The sequence below is a fragment of the Streptococcus parasanguinis genome, from assembly GCF_964238605.1.
GTDB lineage: Bacteria > Bacillota > Bacilli > Lactobacillales > Streptococcaceae > Streptococcus > Streptococcus parasanguinis_AJ.
The window spans coordinates 40,615-56,815 of sequence record NZ_CAXSMM010000012.1; the positions used below are offsets into that span (position 1 = coordinate 40,615).

Below are 16,201 nucleotides of genomic sequence, written 5' to 3' on the forward strand. Positions count from 1 at the left end.
CTCTTCATTTCATAATAGTTTGTGTTTTTCTAGTAGTTTTTTGGTCTCTTCTTGTTCAGGTTGACCAAATTGAGCTGCAAGACGCTCGCTCCAGCTGTCGGTTGCACGCGCTCCAGCATAATCTGCCTGAACCTTGTCATAGGCAGTCACAACTGATAGGTCTTGTTCTTGGTATTCTTCTTCAAAAGCAACCTGCTCCAACGGCAAGCGTGGTTTCACCGCATGCTGCTGATTAGGTACTCCGAGAGCAATCCCAAAAACAGGATAGGTATAGTCTGGCAGACGGAAGAGTTCTGCGACTTCTTCTGAACAGTAGCGCAACATGCCGATAATCACTCCACCATAGCCGAGACTTTCAGCTGCCAATAGTGTATTTTGAGCTGCTAGAGCCGCATCCACTGAGGTGATCAGTAAGTTGTCCACCCCTTCAGGATGAAAATCCTGCTCATGAAGTTTGACAGCTTTTTCAGCACGGTTTAAATCCCCAACAAAGAGAAGAAAGACGGCTGATTGGCGAATCGCTTCTTGAGGAAGCAAATCGTAGAGAGCTTCTTTCTTTTCCTTGCTTTTGACCACAATCACAGAATAAGACTGAAAGTTTTTCCAACTTGATGCCATCTGCCCAGCTGATAAAATTTCCTTGAGGTCAGCTTCTTTGATGGCTTCTTCCTTAAAACGGCGAACAGAAAAATGAGATTTCATTAAACGGATGGTTTCATTCATCGGCGATTGACTCCTTCCAGATGGATTTCCTTGGCTAAAAATTTCACGCGCTCCATGACACGTTTGGCCTGCCAGGTTTCATCTCCATTGCGCGAAGTCGCAAAATGACGTTCCAACTCTTCAAAATTAAAGTTAGAAGTAAAGAAGGTTGGAAGATTTTCCTGCATCCGGTGCTGCAAAATCACCTGTAAGATTTCATCTCGCACCCAGGCTGACATCTGTTCCGCACCGATATCATCAAGAATTAAAATTTCGGCTTTTTTCACCTGATCTACGGTTTCTTTGACCAAGCCCGAACTGATGGCATTTTTGACATCGATAGCAAAACTTGGGAAATGTAGTAGAGTGGTAGAGGCCTGGCGTTTTTCTGATAAATCATGAGCCAGGGCTGCCATCATGTAGCTCTTTCCTACTCCAAAATCACCATAGAGGTAAATTCCCTTTTGATACTCGGGATAGTTGGCTACAAAATTAGCTAATTCCTCAAAGGCCACAAATCGTCCCTTATCATCGAGCTCTACCTTGGCTAGACTCGCTTCTTTCAAAGTTGAAGGGAGATTGATCAAGTTGAGACGTTGGTTGATCGCAGCACGTTTTTGGGCTTCGATTAACTCTGGTGTCTCCTCATAAGCGACATCCGCATATCCTTCATTCATGGTGAGGATGGGCTTATAACCTTTGGCAATATAATCCGGATCTCCCAATAAGAAACGGTTGCGCTCACTAATGTATTGATTAAATTTTGAAATACTACGACGAATTTCTTGCTCAGACAAAGACTGGTCTTTGATAAAGGCAGCGACTTCTTGGTCTGCCAAGATCTGTGCGACCAAATCCTCATAGTTAAATTGACGCGCACGGTTCATGTGAGACATGGTTTGACCTACACTTTCCATCTACTCACCTCCTTGATTCAGTTTTTCTAACAGGCGTTGTTTCTCTTTAGCGAGATCCACCTTTTCTTCTTGACTGGTTTGATTTTGATAATGTGGTTGACTCCACTTGGGAACATTGTTTTGCTTGCCCTTGGCTGATGTAGGACTCGTCCCCTTGTTTCCTTGAACCTTAGCCTGTTTCTGGCGTTCTCGAACTTTTAAAATCGCCAGTTCCGCACTGTTGACTCCTTGATAAGAAAAATCATTTCCTACCTTCAAAGCATATTTTTCATTCAGATTAGCAGACTGGGTCTTGTTAAAGGTCAACAATAAGATAATGTTGATCACCTCATCGAGTAAGCCTAGATCAGCTAACTTGGATAATGTCTTGCGTTCGCTCTGCGTAATGGTCGCATTGCGCGCCTTCTTAATCTCCGCTAGAAATTGTAGGCTGGATTTTGCCTTAGCTTCCCTCAGAATAGTTTCTTCCTGACGGCTATAGGACATGCGGGGTTGCTCCTGGCTAGCCTGAGCCAACTTTTGCTTCATTCTCTTTGGAGAGACAATCCGCTCTACAGCCGTTTCTTTTGCTAGGAGATAGGTTTCATACCAGGTCCATTGCTGCTCTTCTGCGATGGCAAAGAGGGCCAGGGTTGCTTCTCCTTCATCCGCAAAACGAAGTCCATCACGCCCCATCATTCGCTTAAACATCTCCATATCAAACTGCCGTTTCTTACTTGGAAGAACGGTCGTCTCCCCCGCATCTAGTCCAAAGACTTGCGAGAAGGAAACTTGCCGCCTAGTCCCTAAAGAGCGTGCTGGGAGCAGATCCTCCACAGCCTTTTCCCCAATCTTTTTCTCAAGCAAGCGTTTGAAAACAGCATTCGAAAAAAATTGTTCTGCCTCAAGAGGAGCATGTAATTGGATGGTGATCCCAACTTCTTCCTCATAGAGATCGATCAACCCCATAGCAATTAAGCGATCAAAGGCGAGTAGCAACTGTGGAAATCCTATATTCAAGTGATTGAGGATTTGAGCAAGTAAATATTGTTTTTCACCCTGATCATAAGAGGCCAGCAGATAACGATAAACTGCTACCGTTTCCGTCTCCAAAATAGGCAGGTAATACTGCTCCAATGCAGACCCTGCCGGTGGAAGAAGATTATTTTTTAAAAATGCGAAAGGCGTATTGGGCTTCATCTATTTTTCCTTTTTCTTCTTGGTTCCCTTCGTAATTTGTTTCAAGAGGGTTTCTAACTCACCGACATCCTTGAAACTCCGGTAAACACTAGCAAAACGGACATAGGTGATCTCATCTAGATCTGCTAACTCATCCATGACCAACGAACCAATATATTCACTGTTGATTTCATTATCACTTTGACTGCGAACCTTTTGTTCGATCCGGTTTACAATTTCTTCGATTTCGTCACTAGAAACAGGCCGTTTTTGAGCTGAGCGGATAATACCATTAAAGATTTTATCACGAGAAAATTGCTCGCGTGTCCCATCTTTTTTGACAACCACTAGGGTCCGTTCTTCCACTCGTTCGTAGGTAGTAAAGCGATAATGGCATTCTTCGCATTCCCTGCGACGACGGATGGTGTTCCCATCTTCAGCTTGTCGACTATCCACCACACTAGACTTACTTCCACCACATTTTGGACAACGCATTTGCTACCTCCTTAAACTGTTTTAACACTTCATTTTACCATAAATTGAATCGTAAAGAAAGCAGAAGAACAGGAGAATCCCCTATGCTTGCTCCTCATTGATCCATAAAAAAGAGTCGAAGGACGATTGAATAAAATCGTTTTCCTTTCGACTCTCCATTTATATTAAAGTGATAATTCAGCTTCTAAGCCATAGTGATCACTGACATGGGGTTTGTTTTGACCATCAAAAATGACATGTAGACGCTGGATGTCCCATTCTGGACTTGCAAAGACGTAATCGATTCGCAATGGAACTTGATTGTCCGTCCAGCCATCGATTCCAGGTCCTACAGTATAAGTCCCCTTTGTTTCTTTGGCTTCAATAAAGCTGTCTTGAAGCTTAAGGGAACTGGATAGAATCGTCTCATACCCTTCTTGACCAGCAGGATTATTGAAATCACCAGCTAGAATAAAAGGTTTGCCTACTTGGCTGAAGTAGTTCTCAATGCGTGGCCACTCAAATTGGAAACCTTTGTCCCACCAAGAAAGATGGACGCTGGCAACAGCAATCTCTTTGCCATCTACACTTGTATGGGCAACGGCTACTCGACGAGTATGGTAGTCCGTTGGATCATCCATATTGGATACCAAAATCTCATCCGCCTTCAAGGGTTGACGCGAAAGAACGGCCACACCCTCATTGAGGTGATCATAGCCAATATGGTTGTAGGCCCAAGTCCAATAATAGTGGAGTCCATGAGCAGCTAACTCTTCTACCAATACGCGAACAAAGTGATCCTTGTGAATCGCTACAGATGATGGCAAAGCTTGATAATACTCATCTGTTTCGACTGTTTCTGAGGCCATTTCTTGATTGACCTCTTGGAAACAGATCACATCATATTGCGCTTCTAAAATTTGTTCCTTGAGGGTTTCAAATTTTTGCTGAGCATTCTCTTCCATCCAACTATGGGAATTTAATGTTAAAAATTTCATCCCCTGATTTCTCCTTCTCTCCAAATCAAGAAACGGCAAGAGGCCGGGTGCACTGCCCCAACCTCATTTTCTTTGCCGACGTCTCTTATAATTCTACTGTTGCAACTGGCGCATTTGCTACCAATTTACCAGTATGTTCGACCTTAACGGATTTAATCGCATCTGCATTTGTGAAGACAACAATTGTTGAAGTTTCACGACCAGCTGCACGGATTGCATCAAGGTCTGCTTCTACCAAGAGGTCTCCAGCAGCCACTGTTTGACCTTCAGAAACTTTAACCTCAAATGGTTTTCCTTCAAGACTAACAGTATCTAGACCGATGTGAACCAAGACTTCCAAACCATTATCTGTTACCAAACCAAGGGCATGTTTGGTTGGGAAGACGCTAGTAACTTTACCAGCAACTGGTGAAACGATGTGGCCATTTTCAGGCTCAACTGCAAATCCGTCTCCCATCATTTTTTGTGAGAATACAGGATCTTTCACATCTTCGATGTTGATCACTTCACCATCTGCAACAGAGTGAACTTCATCAGTTACCCCTTTAAAGGTTGCTTCAGCCTTTTGAACTGCTGTCATTTGGCTAGGAAGTGTTTCAGGAATGACTTCACCTGAATCAAGAACGTCTTGGATATCAGATTTCAATACGTCAGCTTTAGGTCCGTAGATGGCTTGGACCCCTTGTCCTTTCATGACAAGACCCATAGCGCCTTCAGCTTTCCATTGTTCTTCTGTTCCGACTTTTTCAGCGTCCTTAACGGTTACACGAAGACGAGTCATACATGCGTCAACGTCTACGATATTGGCACGTCCACCAAGAAGGTTGATGATGTTAATGACTTGTGAGCTTGCTGAGCTTGTAGCAGCACCTGCTGCTGCACCATCTCCTGCAGGGGCATCATCATTTTGTTCATAGTTACCGTTACGTCCTGGAGTCGCATAATTGAATTTCTTAATCATGAAGTTGGCAATGAAGTACATGATAAATCCAAAGAGGACTGTTACCCATACAAAGTTAAAGATATCTAATGCCAAACCAGCGTTGATGGCCATTGGGGTACGTGTCAAGAATTCGATTGAACCGAATGAGTGAACTCGAAGGTTAACCAAGTCAGCCATTGCAAAGGCAGCCCCTTGAACAAGAGCATAGATGATGTACAATGGTGTAGCAATAAACATGAACATGTATTCAATTGGTTCTGTTACACCTGTCAAGAATGTTGCAAGGGCAGTTGCAAAAAGCATCCCTTTGTATTTTTCTTTTTTATCTGGATCCACATTGCGGTAGATAGCCACTACAACCCCCATCAAGATACCGAAAGATCCGATCATTTGACCAACTTTGAAACGAGCTGGTGTGTAAGCATGAAGCAAGTGTTGGTATTGGCTAGGATCAGCTTTCTTCAAGTTAACAAGGTCTGTTACCCAAGCCAACCAAAGTGGATCTTGTCCAAATACAGTTGTTCCTTTGGCAGCACCTGTAAGAACTTGGTAGCTACCACCCAATTGAGTATAGTTGATTGGAATGGTCAACATGTGGTGAAGACCAAATGGCAAGAGAAGACGTTCCAAGGTACCAAACAAGAATGGTGCCAATACTGGAGCTGTTGATTGTGAGTTGGCGATCCAAACACCAAATCCATTAATTCCTGATTGAACTACTGGCCACAAGGCTGACAGAACCAAGGCTGTTAGAGCTGAACGAACGATAACAACGAATGGTACAAAGCGTTTCCCGTTGAAGAAAGAAAGGGCTTCTGGGAGTTTACGGTAGTTGTAGTATTTATTGAAGGCAGTTGCTCCAACGAAACCTGAGATAATCCCTACAAATACCCCCATATTAAGAGCTGGAGCTTCAAGAACGCTGATAAAGTAGTCCGCAACTTTAATTGATCCACCGAAGATTGTGTGAACCGTAGCAGCCTTATCAGCTAACATTGCAGATGTCACTCCGAAAACTGCACCGGTAATACGGTTAATCAAGATGAAAGAGAGACCAGCTGCAAAGGCACCCCCTGCACGTTCTTTGGCCCAGCTACCACCGATAGCAAGGGCAAAGAGGATGTGAAGGTTTCCGATAACCCCCCAACCGATTTGTTCGAGAATTCCACCTGTAATAACAAGTGGAGATAAATTCGGGTTGATCATAGGGATAGATTTCCCGATTGAAATCATCAACCCAGCCGCTGGCATGACAGCGATAACGACCATCAAGGCCTTACCGAACTTCTGCCAGAATTCAAAGCTAAATAAACTTTTGAATGATCCTTTGTTCATCATTCAACCTCCTTATATTGTTTAAGGCTTTGTTTTAAGAAAACGTTTGCGCTTAATTTGTTTCTAGTATACCATATTTTAAAAATTTGTAAAGCCTTACATTCATTTTTTTCTCCAAATTTTATCTTTTTTTATCTTTTTTAAGCCATATTCTTTTTAAAACTCATTCTTTTTCGATGCAAACGTTTCCCTTGGAGTATAAAAACATTCGAACCCTCTAAGGGTTCGAATGTTTTATTCTAATGCGTCTTGCATGGCATAGCCAATCCCACGAACGGTCTTAATATAGCTTTTTTGACCGGGTAGATCAATTTTCCCACGAAGATACCGGATATAGACGTCCACAATATTAGTCTCACCTGTACTCTCGTACTTCCAGACACTTTCCAATAACTGATCTCGTGTCACCACTCCCTTGCTCCCCATCAGAGTCGCTAAGAGATCATATTCTCTGCGGGTTAAACTAATCATGTCTTTCCCACGATAGACGGTATGGTGTTCCACATCAATGCGCAAATTGCGGTATGATGTTGGGATTTTCATCTGACTACAATGTTGGTCAATATAATCACGTCCTCTAAAAATCGCTGTGATCTTATCGACTAAATCGCTGATAATAAAGGGTTTGACCATATAGGAAACAGCAAAGCGCTGAATACTCTCTTGGTGCTCAGCAATTTTTTCGCGGCTATCCAACACAATCAAAACAGAAGCTGGGCGAATCTGACTGATTTCCTCTGCGAATGCTTCACCCGACATATCTGACAGATCGTAATTAAACAAGATCAGATCATATTTGGTCGCAGTAATCAAAGCCAGACCCGCTTTTCCATCCTCGACCACATCAACTTGATACCCCTCTTTTTGAAGTTCCAAATCAATAAAGCGAGCGATTTGCTTCTCATTTTCTACTAGTAGAACTCGTTTGACCATAGAGCAAGATTATTTTTCGTCGTACCAAGAATAGTGGAAAGTACCTTCTTTGTCTTTACGTTGGTAAGTGTGAGCACCAAAGTAGTCACGTTGTGCTTGGATCAAGTTTGCTGGAAGATCCGCTGAACGGTAGCTATCGAAGTAAGTGATGGCTGCTGAGAAGGTTGGTACTGGTACACCGGCTTGAACAGCAAGAGCTACGATATCACGAACTGATTGTTGGTACTTAGCAGTGACATCCAAGAAGTACTCATCCAATAGAAGGTTAGCAAGATCTGCATCGCGGTTGTATGCATCTGTGATCTTTTGCAAGAAACGAGAACGGATGATACATCCATCGCGCCAGATAGATGCGATGTCCGCAAATGGCAAGTTCCAATTGTTTTCTTTAGAAGCGACGCGCAATTGGGCAAAACCTTGCGCGTATGAGATGATTTTTGAGAAGTAAAGGGCTTGACGGATTTTTTCAATCAATTCAGCCTTATCTCCTTCAAATTTAAATGCAGCTGGTTTTGGAAGAACCTTGCTTGCGTGAACACGTTCTTCTTTGTAAGTAGAGATGTAACGAGCAAATACTGACTCAGTAATGAGTGACAATGGCACACCAAGGTCAAGCGCTGATTGACTAGTCCATTTACCAGTTCCTTTGTTTCCTGCAGCGTCCAAGATGTAGTCTACGATAGGTCCATCTTGACCTTCGTCGTCTTTGCGTCCAAGGATATCAGCAGTGATTTCGATCAAGTAGCTGTCCAATTCACCCTTGTTCCATTCAGTAAAGATTTCAGCCATATCTTCTGCAGAAAGTCCAAGCAAGTGTTGCATGAGGTCATAGCTTTCTGCGATCAATTGCATATCCCCGTACTCGATCCCGTTGTGGACCATTTTCACGTAGTGACCAGCTCCATCAGGACCGATGTAAGTCACACATGGTTTTCCATCTTCAGGCGCTTTTGCAGAGATTTCTTCAAGAACGTCCGCTACCAAGTCATACGCTTCTTTTTGTCCACCAGGCATGATAGAAGGACCTTCAAGGGCACCTTTTTCACCACCAGATACACCTGTACCGATAAAGTTGATCCCTGAGTTCGCCAACTCTTCGTTACGACGGATAGTATCTTTATAGAAAGTGTTTCCTCCGTCGATCAAGATATCACCTTTATCCAAGTGTGGAAGAAGGGCTTGGATAGTTGCGTCTGTACCAGGTCCTGCTTGAACCATAAGCATGATACGACGTGGTTTTTCGATTGAGTTTACGAAGCTTTCGATATCATAGCTTGGCACAAAGTTTTTATCAGGATGGCAAGCAATCACATCTTCTGTTTTTTCTTTACTACGGTTATAAATGGCAACTGTGTAGCCACGAGATTCGATATTAAGGGCAAGGTTACGACCCATTACGGCCATACCAACAACACCAAAGTTTGCTTTAGTCATGTGACACTCCTCTTTATAGTTTGCCTTTATTCTACCATTTTTCCTCCTCAAAAGAAAGCAGAAAATAGCTTCCCGCCTTCTCCAAGAGGGAGAAGATCATGCAAGTCATTTGATCTTAAAAACAAAAGTGCCCGAGAAACAGTTCTCAGACACTTTCTTAAGAATGGTATTAATCTTCTTTAGAAGCTAACTCCTCTGCTTCAATGACCGGTTGTTCTCCTTCTTTGAGTTTGTTGACCGTCATATTGACCCCAAGAGCTCCTGCTAACAATTGACGAATATCGAATCCAGCTCCTTGAGAGACTTGGTCGATACTTTGCATGATATCGCCCACCATCTTAGAAGCATTACCCTCACCGTACATGGTAATCTTATCCACCTTGGTTAATGGTTCTGCGACAGCACGCGCAATTTCAGGCAACTTATCAACAACCATTTCAGTAATGGCTGCTTCTTGCATTTTCTTCATCGCTTCGGCCTTTTGGTCCAAACCTTTGGCTTCAGCTTCCAGTTTCAAGCGAATGGCTTCAGCCTCGGCACGACCTTTGGCTTCAATAGCTTCGGCCTCTTGCAATTGAGCAAATTTCTCAGCTTCGGCTTGGGCTTTCCGAGCTTCGGCTTCTTTTTGTGTTTCGAAGAGTTCTGCTTCCGCCTTGCGTTGGCGTTCGATCAATTCTGCTTCTGCAGCTTGTTGACGCGCATATTTTTCAGCTTCAGCTTGTTTGCGGATGTTGGCATCCAATTCTTGCTCACGAACTTTAACTTCGCGCTCTTTGACTTCCGCTTCTTTTTCCTGTTTCATGATATTGGCTTCGGCTGCCACGCGCTCTTGTTCACGACGTTGCACTTCTGCCTCAATCCCTTTAGCGGCATCCGCTTTTGCTTGGGCAATATCTGCTTCTTGCTTGAGGGCTGCTTGTTTGAGTTTTAATTCGTTTTGTTTTTGCGCAATTTCAAGATCGGCTGCCACGCGTTTGTCGTTAGCCAATTTATCTTGTTCTGCTTCAACTTCCTTGCGTTCACGTTCTGCTTTGGCTTTGGCAATCAAGGCATCTTTCTTAATGGTTTCAACATTTTCAATCCCGAGGTTATCGATGACTCCCCCTTCATCAGAGAAGGATTGAACCGTAAAGGCGATGACTTCTAGACCCATTTTAGCCAAGTCTGGTGCTACGTTGTCCTGCACTTTTGAGGCAAACTCTTGACGGTCATTGACCATCTTACGGAGCTCCATCTGACCGATCACTTCCCGCAAGTTTCCTTCCAAGACATCTTGGACAGAGTTGGAAATATCTGTCGTATTCCAGTTCAAGAAGTTTTCTGCAGCCCGAGCAATCATTTCATCGGTAGTACCAATTTTTAATTTAACAGCTGCATCGGCACGGACGTTAATGAAGTCCAGTGTTGGGACTGCTTCTGACGTCCGAACATCTGTCGAGAATTGCTCAATATCAAGATAAGAGCGTTGTTCGACAAAGGGAATCATAAAGCCAGCTTTCCCACGCAAGTGACGTTGTTTTCGAAGACCTGTAATGACCACGACTTCGTTGGGTTTAGCGTTGACATACCCTTTGACCAACAAGATCAATACAAGAATGGCTACGATTACAAAAGTAATCAACCAACCTGGAATAAATAAAGTATCCATACTTTTTCTCCTTTTTTAGAGGTCTCCCCTCTGTTGTTTATTAATCCTAGTATATCAAAAGAAGGCCTTTCCTCAAAGAAAAGACCTGTATTTATGTCTAAATTTATCAAATGCAATCTCTAGCTTATTCTTCGTCAAACAAGCCATTTAGACCAGCGAAAGGACTGTTTTCTTCTTTCTTGATCGCTTGAGCGGCTTGGTATTCTTCTTCGGACAGGATTTTCCAATCATTGCCTTCGATAAAACCTTGTCCAGCCTCTTCTTCTGGAGTGAGAACCTTGAGAGGAATATTGAGCAGAATATTATCCGCTACACTCTCACTCAGGTCAATCTTCCCACCTTCGATTGGAAGGATCAAGTCTTCCTCTAGGGCCTCGATATCTGCGTCAGACTGTACATCCTCCGCAAACACCTCTGTTACAGGATAGTTCTCTTGAAGCTCAACAGGCTCCATGCTTCGGCTAGATGCCAAAACGATGGTGTAGGTCAACTGGTAATCCAAGACATAGAGGCCTGTATCATAGGCTACTCGTCCTGTCGCTGTCACATTCTTTAAATCAAGAATTTCTGGATTACGCTTTTGCAGATCCTTTAACAAATCCAACTCTTGATCAAAGGCTAGTCCTTCAGGATTTTTACGGATTTCTTGTGTAAATAGGTTCATTCTTTTGTCCTCAAATCTTCTAGATACTACTAGTATATCATGAAGCTGCCCCTCAACCAAGAAGTCTCCTCAAAAATTTGTTATAATCATGAAAAAAGATACAGTAACTAGGCCAATTGGTGTTGTTCACAAGGTCCCACCATCTCTTGGACAAAAGAGGGTCACTGGCTAGGGCATTGAGCAATGTTAGATAGAGGAGAATTCATGAAAGATATCGGAGCTGTTTTTCGACAAATACGTGAAAGTCGCCACATCTCTTTAGAGGAGGCTACAGGGGGAGAATTTTCGCGCTCTATGCTGTCGCGATTTGAAAGAGGAGAAAATGACCTAACCACGCAACGGTTTTTTCAGGCCCTTCAACAGATCAAAACAAGTCTCAGTGAGTTCTCTCATCTAGCAGGGATCGATCAGCACTCTTTTATCCCCAAATTGTTGAAAGAGCACTATGAAAACATGAGCTTGGAACACGACCAAGACTTGTACCAAAGCTACCAGCAAGCCTACCAGAAACATCAGAAAAAAGAAGACTTCTTAGCCAGCATTATTCTCAAGGCCAAAATACTTGGCTTATATCCTGAGGTAGAGTTGGCTGCTAGCCAAGAGGAACTAGATTTCCTCTATGACTACCTCTTCTCTGTCATGGTCTGGGGAAACTTTGAGTTAAGCCTATTTTCACTGACCTCTCCTCTTTTCTCTAGTCAGCTCTATCGACAATACACAGAGGAGTTGGTCCAACGGGAGGATTTCAAGCTTCTCCTAGATTCCTCTCGTCCTGCCATCAATTCTATTTTCCTTAATGGCTTTTTTCTCGCCATTAGTTCAAATGAATTTGAAGATGCATCTTTTTTTGACCACCTAATTAACGACCACTTTTACTCTGAGAACGAAGCCTACCTTCGGACGGTTTATCTCTACGCCAAAGGAGAATTTCTCTATCGAAAGGGAGAAAAAGAAATCGGTCTTGAAAAGATGGAACAGGCCATCCAGGTTCTCTCTATTCTGGATTGTAAGGACAGTGCCAACTACTACAAACAGGGCCTGCAAGAACTGATCAATAAATCCTAAAAACTCACAGATCTACTCTGTGAGTTTTTGTTGAAAATATGCAACATTAATTTTTTCTTGCTTTTTAGGTTTACAATAGGACTATCAAGTAAAGAAAGAAGGTTCTTCCCATGATGACCAAACTAAAAAACCACTTCCTCCGCTTTCTTCTCTCACATACTAGCGTTTATCTGAAGGATCAGGAACTAGCTCTCTCTGAAAAGGAGAAGTTGGATCTCTTCAAACAGATCTTTCGATCCATCAAACAAGTCCTAGCAACTGATCACGTGAAGGAGGAAGGCTTATGAAACTCTTAGTCCGTAATAAGATTTTTGCCTTACTTAGTCTTTCTCGCTTTTTAAATACCCTTGGCGCTGCCATCTACAATCTGGTCTTTGTGGTCTTTGCTGCCAGCATGCCTCAGCCTAGTCTGGCAGTTGGCATTGCCAATCTCATTGTATTTATTCCTAGCCTCTTTACCATTTTTGTTGGTATGAAGGCTGACCGCACGAAGAAAAAAGCTAACTGGTTGATCCGCATTGGCTATCTTCAAGCCATGCTCTTCATCCTTATTGCGCTCATGACCAAGATTCCGGGTTACCTTGCCTTTTCGATTGTTTGCTTTTTAAACATTGTTTCAGATTGTTTAAGTGATTATCGCGGTGGCTTGCAACTCCCTATCATGAAAAAGAACATCCCTGACGAGGATTTGATGGAGGCCTATTCCTTCAACCAACTACTTAGTATGGTCTGCTCGATTTCTGGACAAGCCCTGGGAGTTTGGCTGCTAGCCATCAGCCATCAAAATTTTGCCCTGGTCGCTTCGATCAATGCATTGACTTTTCTCCTGTCTTCTACCTGTCTCTTGATTAGAAAAAAGCAGCTGACACATGATCCCGTCATTGAGCCCAAAAGTAAGAATTCTTTGGTACACGAATGCCAAGAGATGTACCAGAACGCCAAAAGTATTTTTGCAGATGAGGAGGTCCACCACTTTGGTAAGTTGCTCTTCTCATTGGTTCTCATCAATGCTCTTGGGGGATCCATCTCAGGTATCTACAATTTGCAACTGCTTCACTCCCCCTTCTTTCAGTTGAGCTTTAGCCAATCCCTCTTGATTTTAGAGGCAGTGACTATTTTAAGCATGGTCTGGGCTAGCCTGACACCCCATGACTATTTTTCCAAGCAATCACTCCACCATATCCTCCTGTGGATCGCAGGTGGGCTCACCATACTTGGGCTCACAAATATCCTAATGCACTGGGACATTCTTTCCCTTCTACTCATCACTTTCCTTGGTTATCTTGTAGCAAAAATCAACCCAAAAGTTTCCAGTCTTTTAATGAGCAAATTACCCGCTGAAAAATTAGCTTCTACCTCTAGCTTTTTGGGACTGATGGTCAGCTTTGCCATGCCACTTGGGACAGCTCTCTTTTCTAGTCTAGCTATCTGGAGCCTTCCCCTAGCTTGGGGGATCTTTGCCATCCTTGGTTTCACTACCCTCCTCTTAACAACCAAATAAAAAATCCACCGTTTGGTGGATTTTTTTTACATTTTTCTTAGGCGAGCTACCCGTTCAGCAATGGGTGGGTGGGTATAAAAGAGTTTTTGCAAACCGGTTTCTTTTTTTGGATCGTTGATAAAAAGTGCACTGCTCGCATCATCGACATGTCGTTGCATTGGTTCGCTATTGTCTAGTTTTAACAAAGCATTGATCATTCCTTGAGGATTCCGCGTCAATTCAACACTTGAAGCATCTGCTAGGAACTCCCGTTGACGAGAAATGGCTAACTGGACCAAGGTCGCTGCTAATGGCGCTAAAACGATGGCAAGCAAGGAAAGGATCAACATAACAATCTCCAAACCACCGCTACCTTCTCGATCATCGTCCCGGCTACGGCCACCGCCCCACCACATCATCCGTCCTCCAATACTAGATAGCATGGTGATGGCACTGGCAAGGGCAACCGCAATCGTGGAGATGCGGATATCGTAATTGCGAATATGGCTAACTTCGTGTCCAATAACTCCCTCCAATTCCTCACGATTCATCACAGCTAGAAGACCTGTCGTTGCTGCAACAGCCGCATTTTGAGGATTGGACCCTGTCGCAAATGCATTCATGGACGGATCGTCTACAATATAGACACGAGGCATAGGAATCTGAGCCACCATGGCCATATCTTGGACAACATGGTAAAGTTGAGGAGCTTGATCTTCTGTCACCTCGCGTGCACCATTCATTCGCATCACAACTTCCGTTGATTGAAAAATCATGCTAAAGGCATAGATGCCACCAATAATCAAAGCAAGGATGACGCCACCAAGTGAGGAGCCTAACCAGAGGTAGCCAACGGCTGCTCCGATAAGAGCCAATAGTATGAAAAAAGCAATAAGGAGAATCCAGGTTCTCCTTTTATTGCTTGCAATTTGGTCAAACAGCATATTAGTCTCCTAATCCGCTAAAGTCCACCTTTGGTACTGCTTTTTCTTCTTCAGGTACTTGAAGGAATTCGGCTTGTTTGAAGCCAAACATTCCAGCAATCACGTTTGTTGGGAAAGTTTCCAATTTCACATTGTAGTTGCTTGTCACACTGTTGTACAATTGACGGGCATAAGAAATTTTATTTTCTGTATTGGTCAATTCTTCTTGCAATTGCATGAAGTTGGTGTTGGCTTTTAAATCTGGGTAGTTTTCAGCAACCGCAAAGATGCCTGCAACTTGACGTGAAAGAGCATCACTGGCTGCCATTGCTTCTGCAGGTGAAGATGCTTGAGCTACTTGTTGGCGAAGTTGAGTGACCTTAGCAAGTGTATCTCCTTCGTACTTGGCATACCCTTTAACCGTTTCGATCAAGTTTGGAATTAAGTCATTCCGACGTTTCAATTGTACATCGATCTGACTCCAAGCTTCGCGAGTTTGCATCCGACTTTTCACTAAACCGTTGTAAACTCCTACTACCATCAACACAAGGACCACAAGGATCCCAAGAATAATCCAAATCATTTTATTGAATTCCTTTCATTTCTTTCTACCAGTATATCAAATTTCTCTTATTTTGTGGTAAAATTATCTTATGAAACCAGAAGAATTTTATACCCGTTTAGCCGACCTCGGCTTCCCATTAACTGATCGACAAAAAGAACAATACGAACGCTATTTTGAGTTATTGGTTGAGTGGAATGAGAAGATCAACCTCACTGCTATCACCGAAAAAGACGAGGTCTATCTCAAGCATTTCTATGATTCAATCGCTCCCATCTTGCAGGGGTTGATCGAAAACCAACCCATCCGTCTTTTGGATATCGGAGCTGGTGCTGGCTTTCCAAGCCTTCCAATGAAAATCCTTTTCCCTGAGTTGGATGTGACCATCATTGATTCCCTCAATAAGCGGATCAACTTTCTCCACCTACTAGCTGAAGAGTTAGGCTTGAGCGGGGTTCATTTCTACCATGGACGAGCTGAAGACTTTGCGCAAGACAAGGCCTTCCGTGCTCAATTTGACCTCGTAACTGCGCGCGCCGTTGCTCGGATGCAGGTCCTTTCTGAGCTGACCATTCCTTATTTGAAAGTAGGAGGGCGCCTCCTCGCACTTAAAGCTAGCAATGCTCCAGAAGAGTTGGAGGAAGCCAAAAACGCCCTGAATCTGCTATTTAGCAAGGTTGAAGACAATCTACAGTATGAATTGCCAAATGGGGATCCTCGCTATATCACTGTTGTAGAAAAGAAAAAAGAAACCCCCAATAAATACCCAAGAAAAGCAGGCATGCCCAATAAGCGGCCTTTGTAATAAGATACAAAGGGCCAAGCGGATAAAGTCAAATAAGAGGCTGGGACAAAAGTCCTAGCCTCTCATTTATTTTTGGATTGTCAAGCAAGACGCAGTGGTTGAGTGGGCTCTACTACGCTGATTTCATCAGCTTTTACAGCCCTACTCAACTGTGCGGAGG

The 16,201-nt window shown here is 43.3% G+C and carries 16 protein-coding genes; 4 read left to right on the forward strand and 12 right to left on the reverse strand.

Translation table 11 applies throughout. The features are described 5' to 3' along the window. Positions 1-9: 9 nt before the first annotated feature. The 10 genes from ACESR9_RS08710 to ACESR9_RS08755 form a co-directional block, all read right to left on the reverse strand. Positions 10-723 carry a nitroreductase family protein gene (locus ACESR9_RS08710; protein WP_070466415.1) on the reverse strand — a complete coding sequence of 238 codons (714 nt, stop codon included), beginning with the start codon at positions 721-723 and terminating at the stop codon, positions 10-12. Then, positions 720-1,619, reverse strand: coding sequence for a primosomal protein DnaI (gene dnaI, locus ACESR9_RS08715; RefSeq protein ID WP_272106991.1), 900 nt, complete (start codon positions 1,617-1,619; stop codon positions 720-722). The genes ACESR9_RS08710 and dnaI overlap by 4 nt, the downstream gene beginning before the upstream one ends. Then, positions 1,620-2,798 carry a replication initiation and membrane attachment family protein gene (locus ACESR9_RS08720; protein ID WP_373106310.1) on the reverse strand — a complete coding sequence of 393 codons (1,179 nt, stop codon included), beginning with the start codon at positions 2,796-2,798 and terminating at the stop codon, positions 1,620-1,622. After that, positions 2,799-3,272: a transcriptional regulator NrdR gene (gene nrdR / locus ACESR9_RS08725; RefSeq protein WP_003005476.1), complete on the reverse strand. Its 474-nt coding sequence runs from the start codon at positions 3,270-3,272 to the stop codon at positions 2,799-2,801. It lies immediately after the preceding gene. Positions 3,273-3,436: 164 nt separating this feature from the next. Beyond that, positions 3,437-4,249, reverse strand: a complete 813-nt coding sequence (locus tag ACESR9_RS08730) for an endonuclease/exonuclease/phosphatase family protein (protein WP_070586988.1) — start codon at positions 4,247-4,249, stop codon at positions 3,437-3,439. A gap of 85 nt (positions 4,250-4,334) precedes the next feature. After that, positions 4,335-6,530 carry a PTS transporter subunit IIBC gene (locus ACESR9_RS08735; RefSeq protein WP_373106311.1) on the reverse strand — a complete coding sequence of 732 codons (2,196 nt, stop codon included), beginning with the start codon at positions 6,528-6,530 and terminating at the stop codon, positions 4,335-4,337. A 231-nt stretch (positions 6,531-6,761) separates the two neighbouring features. Next, a complete protein-coding gene (locus tag ACESR9_RS08740) occupies positions 6,762-7,460 on the reverse strand; it encodes a response regulator transcription factor (protein ID WP_373106312.1) in 699 nt (232 codons plus the stop codon). A 9-nt stretch (positions 7,461-7,469) separates the two neighbouring features. After that, the gene (gene gnd / locus ACESR9_RS08745; RefSeq protein ID WP_003017375.1) at positions 7,470-8,894 is read right to left on the reverse strand and encodes an NADP-dependent phosphogluconate dehydrogenase; all 1,425 of its coding nucleotides are present in this window, start codon (positions 8,892-8,894) and stop codon (positions 7,470-7,472) included. A 169-nt stretch (positions 8,895-9,063) separates the two neighbouring features. Next, positions 9,064-10,542, reverse strand: a complete 1,479-nt coding sequence (locus ACESR9_RS08750) for a flotillin family protein (protein WP_003017392.1) — start codon at positions 10,540-10,542, stop codon at positions 9,064-9,066. A 124-nt stretch (positions 10,543-10,666) separates the two neighbouring features. Continuing rightward, positions 10,667-11,206, reverse strand: a complete 540-nt coding sequence (locus ACESR9_RS08755; protein ID WP_347112895.1) for a YceD family protein — start codon at positions 11,204-11,206, stop codon at positions 10,667-10,669. Positions 11,207-11,410: 204 nt separating this feature from the next. Here ACESR9_RS08755 and ACESR9_RS08760 point away from each other — a divergent pair, with 204 nt between their 5' ends. The 3 genes from ACESR9_RS08760 (at position 11,411) to ACESR9_RS08770 (ending at position 13,772) form a co-directional block, all read left to right on the forward strand. Continuing rightward, positions 11,411-12,271 (forward strand): helix-turn-helix domain-containing protein, encoded by an 861-nt coding sequence (locus tag ACESR9_RS08760; RefSeq protein ID WP_373106313.1) that lies wholly within the window; start codon positions 11,411-11,413, stop codon positions 12,269-12,271. 110 nt (positions 12,272-12,381) lie between these two features. After that, positions 12,382-12,558, forward strand: coding sequence for a hypothetical protein (locus ACESR9_RS08765; RefSeq protein ID WP_023918927.1), 177 nt, complete (start codon positions 12,382-12,384; stop codon positions 12,556-12,558). Next, entirely contained in the window at positions 12,555-13,772 is a 1,218-nt protein-coding gene (locus tag ACESR9_RS08770) for an MFS transporter (protein ID WP_373106314.1), read from the forward strand. Before ACESR9_RS08765 ends, ACESR9_RS08770 begins: the two co-directional genes overlap by 4 nt. 26 nt (positions 13,773-13,798) lie before the next feature. On the opposite strand, the gene htpX is transcribed toward ACESR9_RS08770, so the two are convergent. Next, complete coding sequence (htpX, locus tag ACESR9_RS08775; protein ID WP_373106315.1) at positions 13,799-14,695, reverse strand: zinc metalloprotease HtpX; 897 nt, start codon at positions 14,693-14,695, stop codon at positions 13,799-13,801. A 1-nt stretch (position 14,696) separates the two neighbouring features. Beyond that, positions 14,697-15,257 carry a LemA family protein gene (locus ACESR9_RS08780; protein WP_061564262.1) on the reverse strand — a complete coding sequence of 187 codons (561 nt, stop codon included), beginning with the start codon at positions 15,255-15,257 and terminating at the stop codon, positions 14,697-14,699. A 70-nt stretch (positions 15,258-15,327) separates the two neighbouring features. Here ACESR9_RS08780 and rsmG point away from each other — a divergent pair, with 70 nt between their 5' ends. Further along, on the forward strand, positions 15,328-16,041 hold the full coding sequence (gene rsmG / locus ACESR9_RS08785) for a 16S rRNA (guanine(527)-N(7))-methyltransferase RsmG (protein WP_373106316.1): 714 nt from the start codon (positions 15,328-15,330) through the stop codon (positions 16,039-16,041). Positions 16,042-16,201 lie beyond the last annotated feature (160 nt).

Coding starts and splice junctions, on each gene's coding strand:
- nrdR (WP_003005476.1), bottom strand. CDS start 3,272: ATGCGTTGTCCAAAATGTGGTGGAAGTAAGTCTAGTGTGGTGGATAGT.
- ACESR9_RS08720 (WP_373106310.1), bottom strand. CDS start 2,798: ATGAAGCCCAATACGCCTTTCGCATTTTTAAAAAATAATCTTCTTCCA.
- ACESR9_RS08750 (WP_003017392.1), bottom strand. CDS start 10,542: ATGGATACTTTATTTATTCCAGGTTGGTTGATTACTTTTGTAATCGTA.
- dnaI (WP_272106991.1), bottom strand. CDS start 1,619: ATGGAAAGTGTAGGTCAAACCATGTCTCACATGAACCGTGCGCGTCAA.
- gnd (WP_003017375.1), bottom strand. CDS start 8,894: ATGACTAAAGCAAACTTTGGTGTTGTTGGTATGGCCGTAATGGGTCGT.
- ACESR9_RS08735 (WP_373106311.1), bottom strand. CDS start 6,530: ATGATGAACAAAGGATCATTCAAAAGTTTATTTAGCTTTGAATTCTGG.
- ACESR9_RS08770 (WP_373106314.1), top strand. CDS start 12,555: ATGAAACTCTTAGTCCGTAATAAGATTTTTGCCTTACTTAGTCTTTCT.
- ACESR9_RS08780 (WP_061564262.1), bottom strand. CDS start 15,257: ATGATTTGGATTATTCTTGGGATCCTTGTGGTCCTTGTGTTGATGGTA.
- ACESR9_RS08710 (WP_070466415.1), bottom strand. CDS start 723: ATGAATGAAACCATCCGTTTAATGAAATCTCATTTTTCTGTTCGCCGT.
- ACESR9_RS08765 (WP_023918927.1), top strand. CDS start 12,382: ATGATGACCAAACTAAAAAACCACTTCCTCCGCTTTCTTCTCTCACAT.
- rsmG (WP_373106316.1), top strand. CDS start 15,328: ATGAAACCAGAAGAATTTTATACCCGTTTAGCCGACCTCGGCTTCCCA.
- ACESR9_RS08755 (WP_347112895.1), bottom strand. CDS start 11,206: ATGAACCTATTTACACAAGAAATCCGTAAAAATCCTGAAGGACTAGCC.
- ACESR9_RS08730 (WP_070586988.1), bottom strand. CDS start 4,249: ATGAAATTTTTAACATTAAATTCCCATAGTTGGATGGAAGAGAATGCT.
- ACESR9_RS08760 (WP_373106313.1), top strand. CDS start 11,411: ATGAAAGATATCGGAGCTGTTTTTCGACAAATACGTGAAAGTCGCCAC.
- htpX (WP_373106315.1), bottom strand. CDS start 14,695: ATGCTGTTTGACCAAATTGCAAGCAATAAAAGGAGAACCTGGATTCTC.
- ACESR9_RS08740 (WP_373106312.1), bottom strand. CDS start 7,460: ATGGTCAAACGAGTTCTACTAGTAGAAAATGAGAAGCAAATCGCTCGC.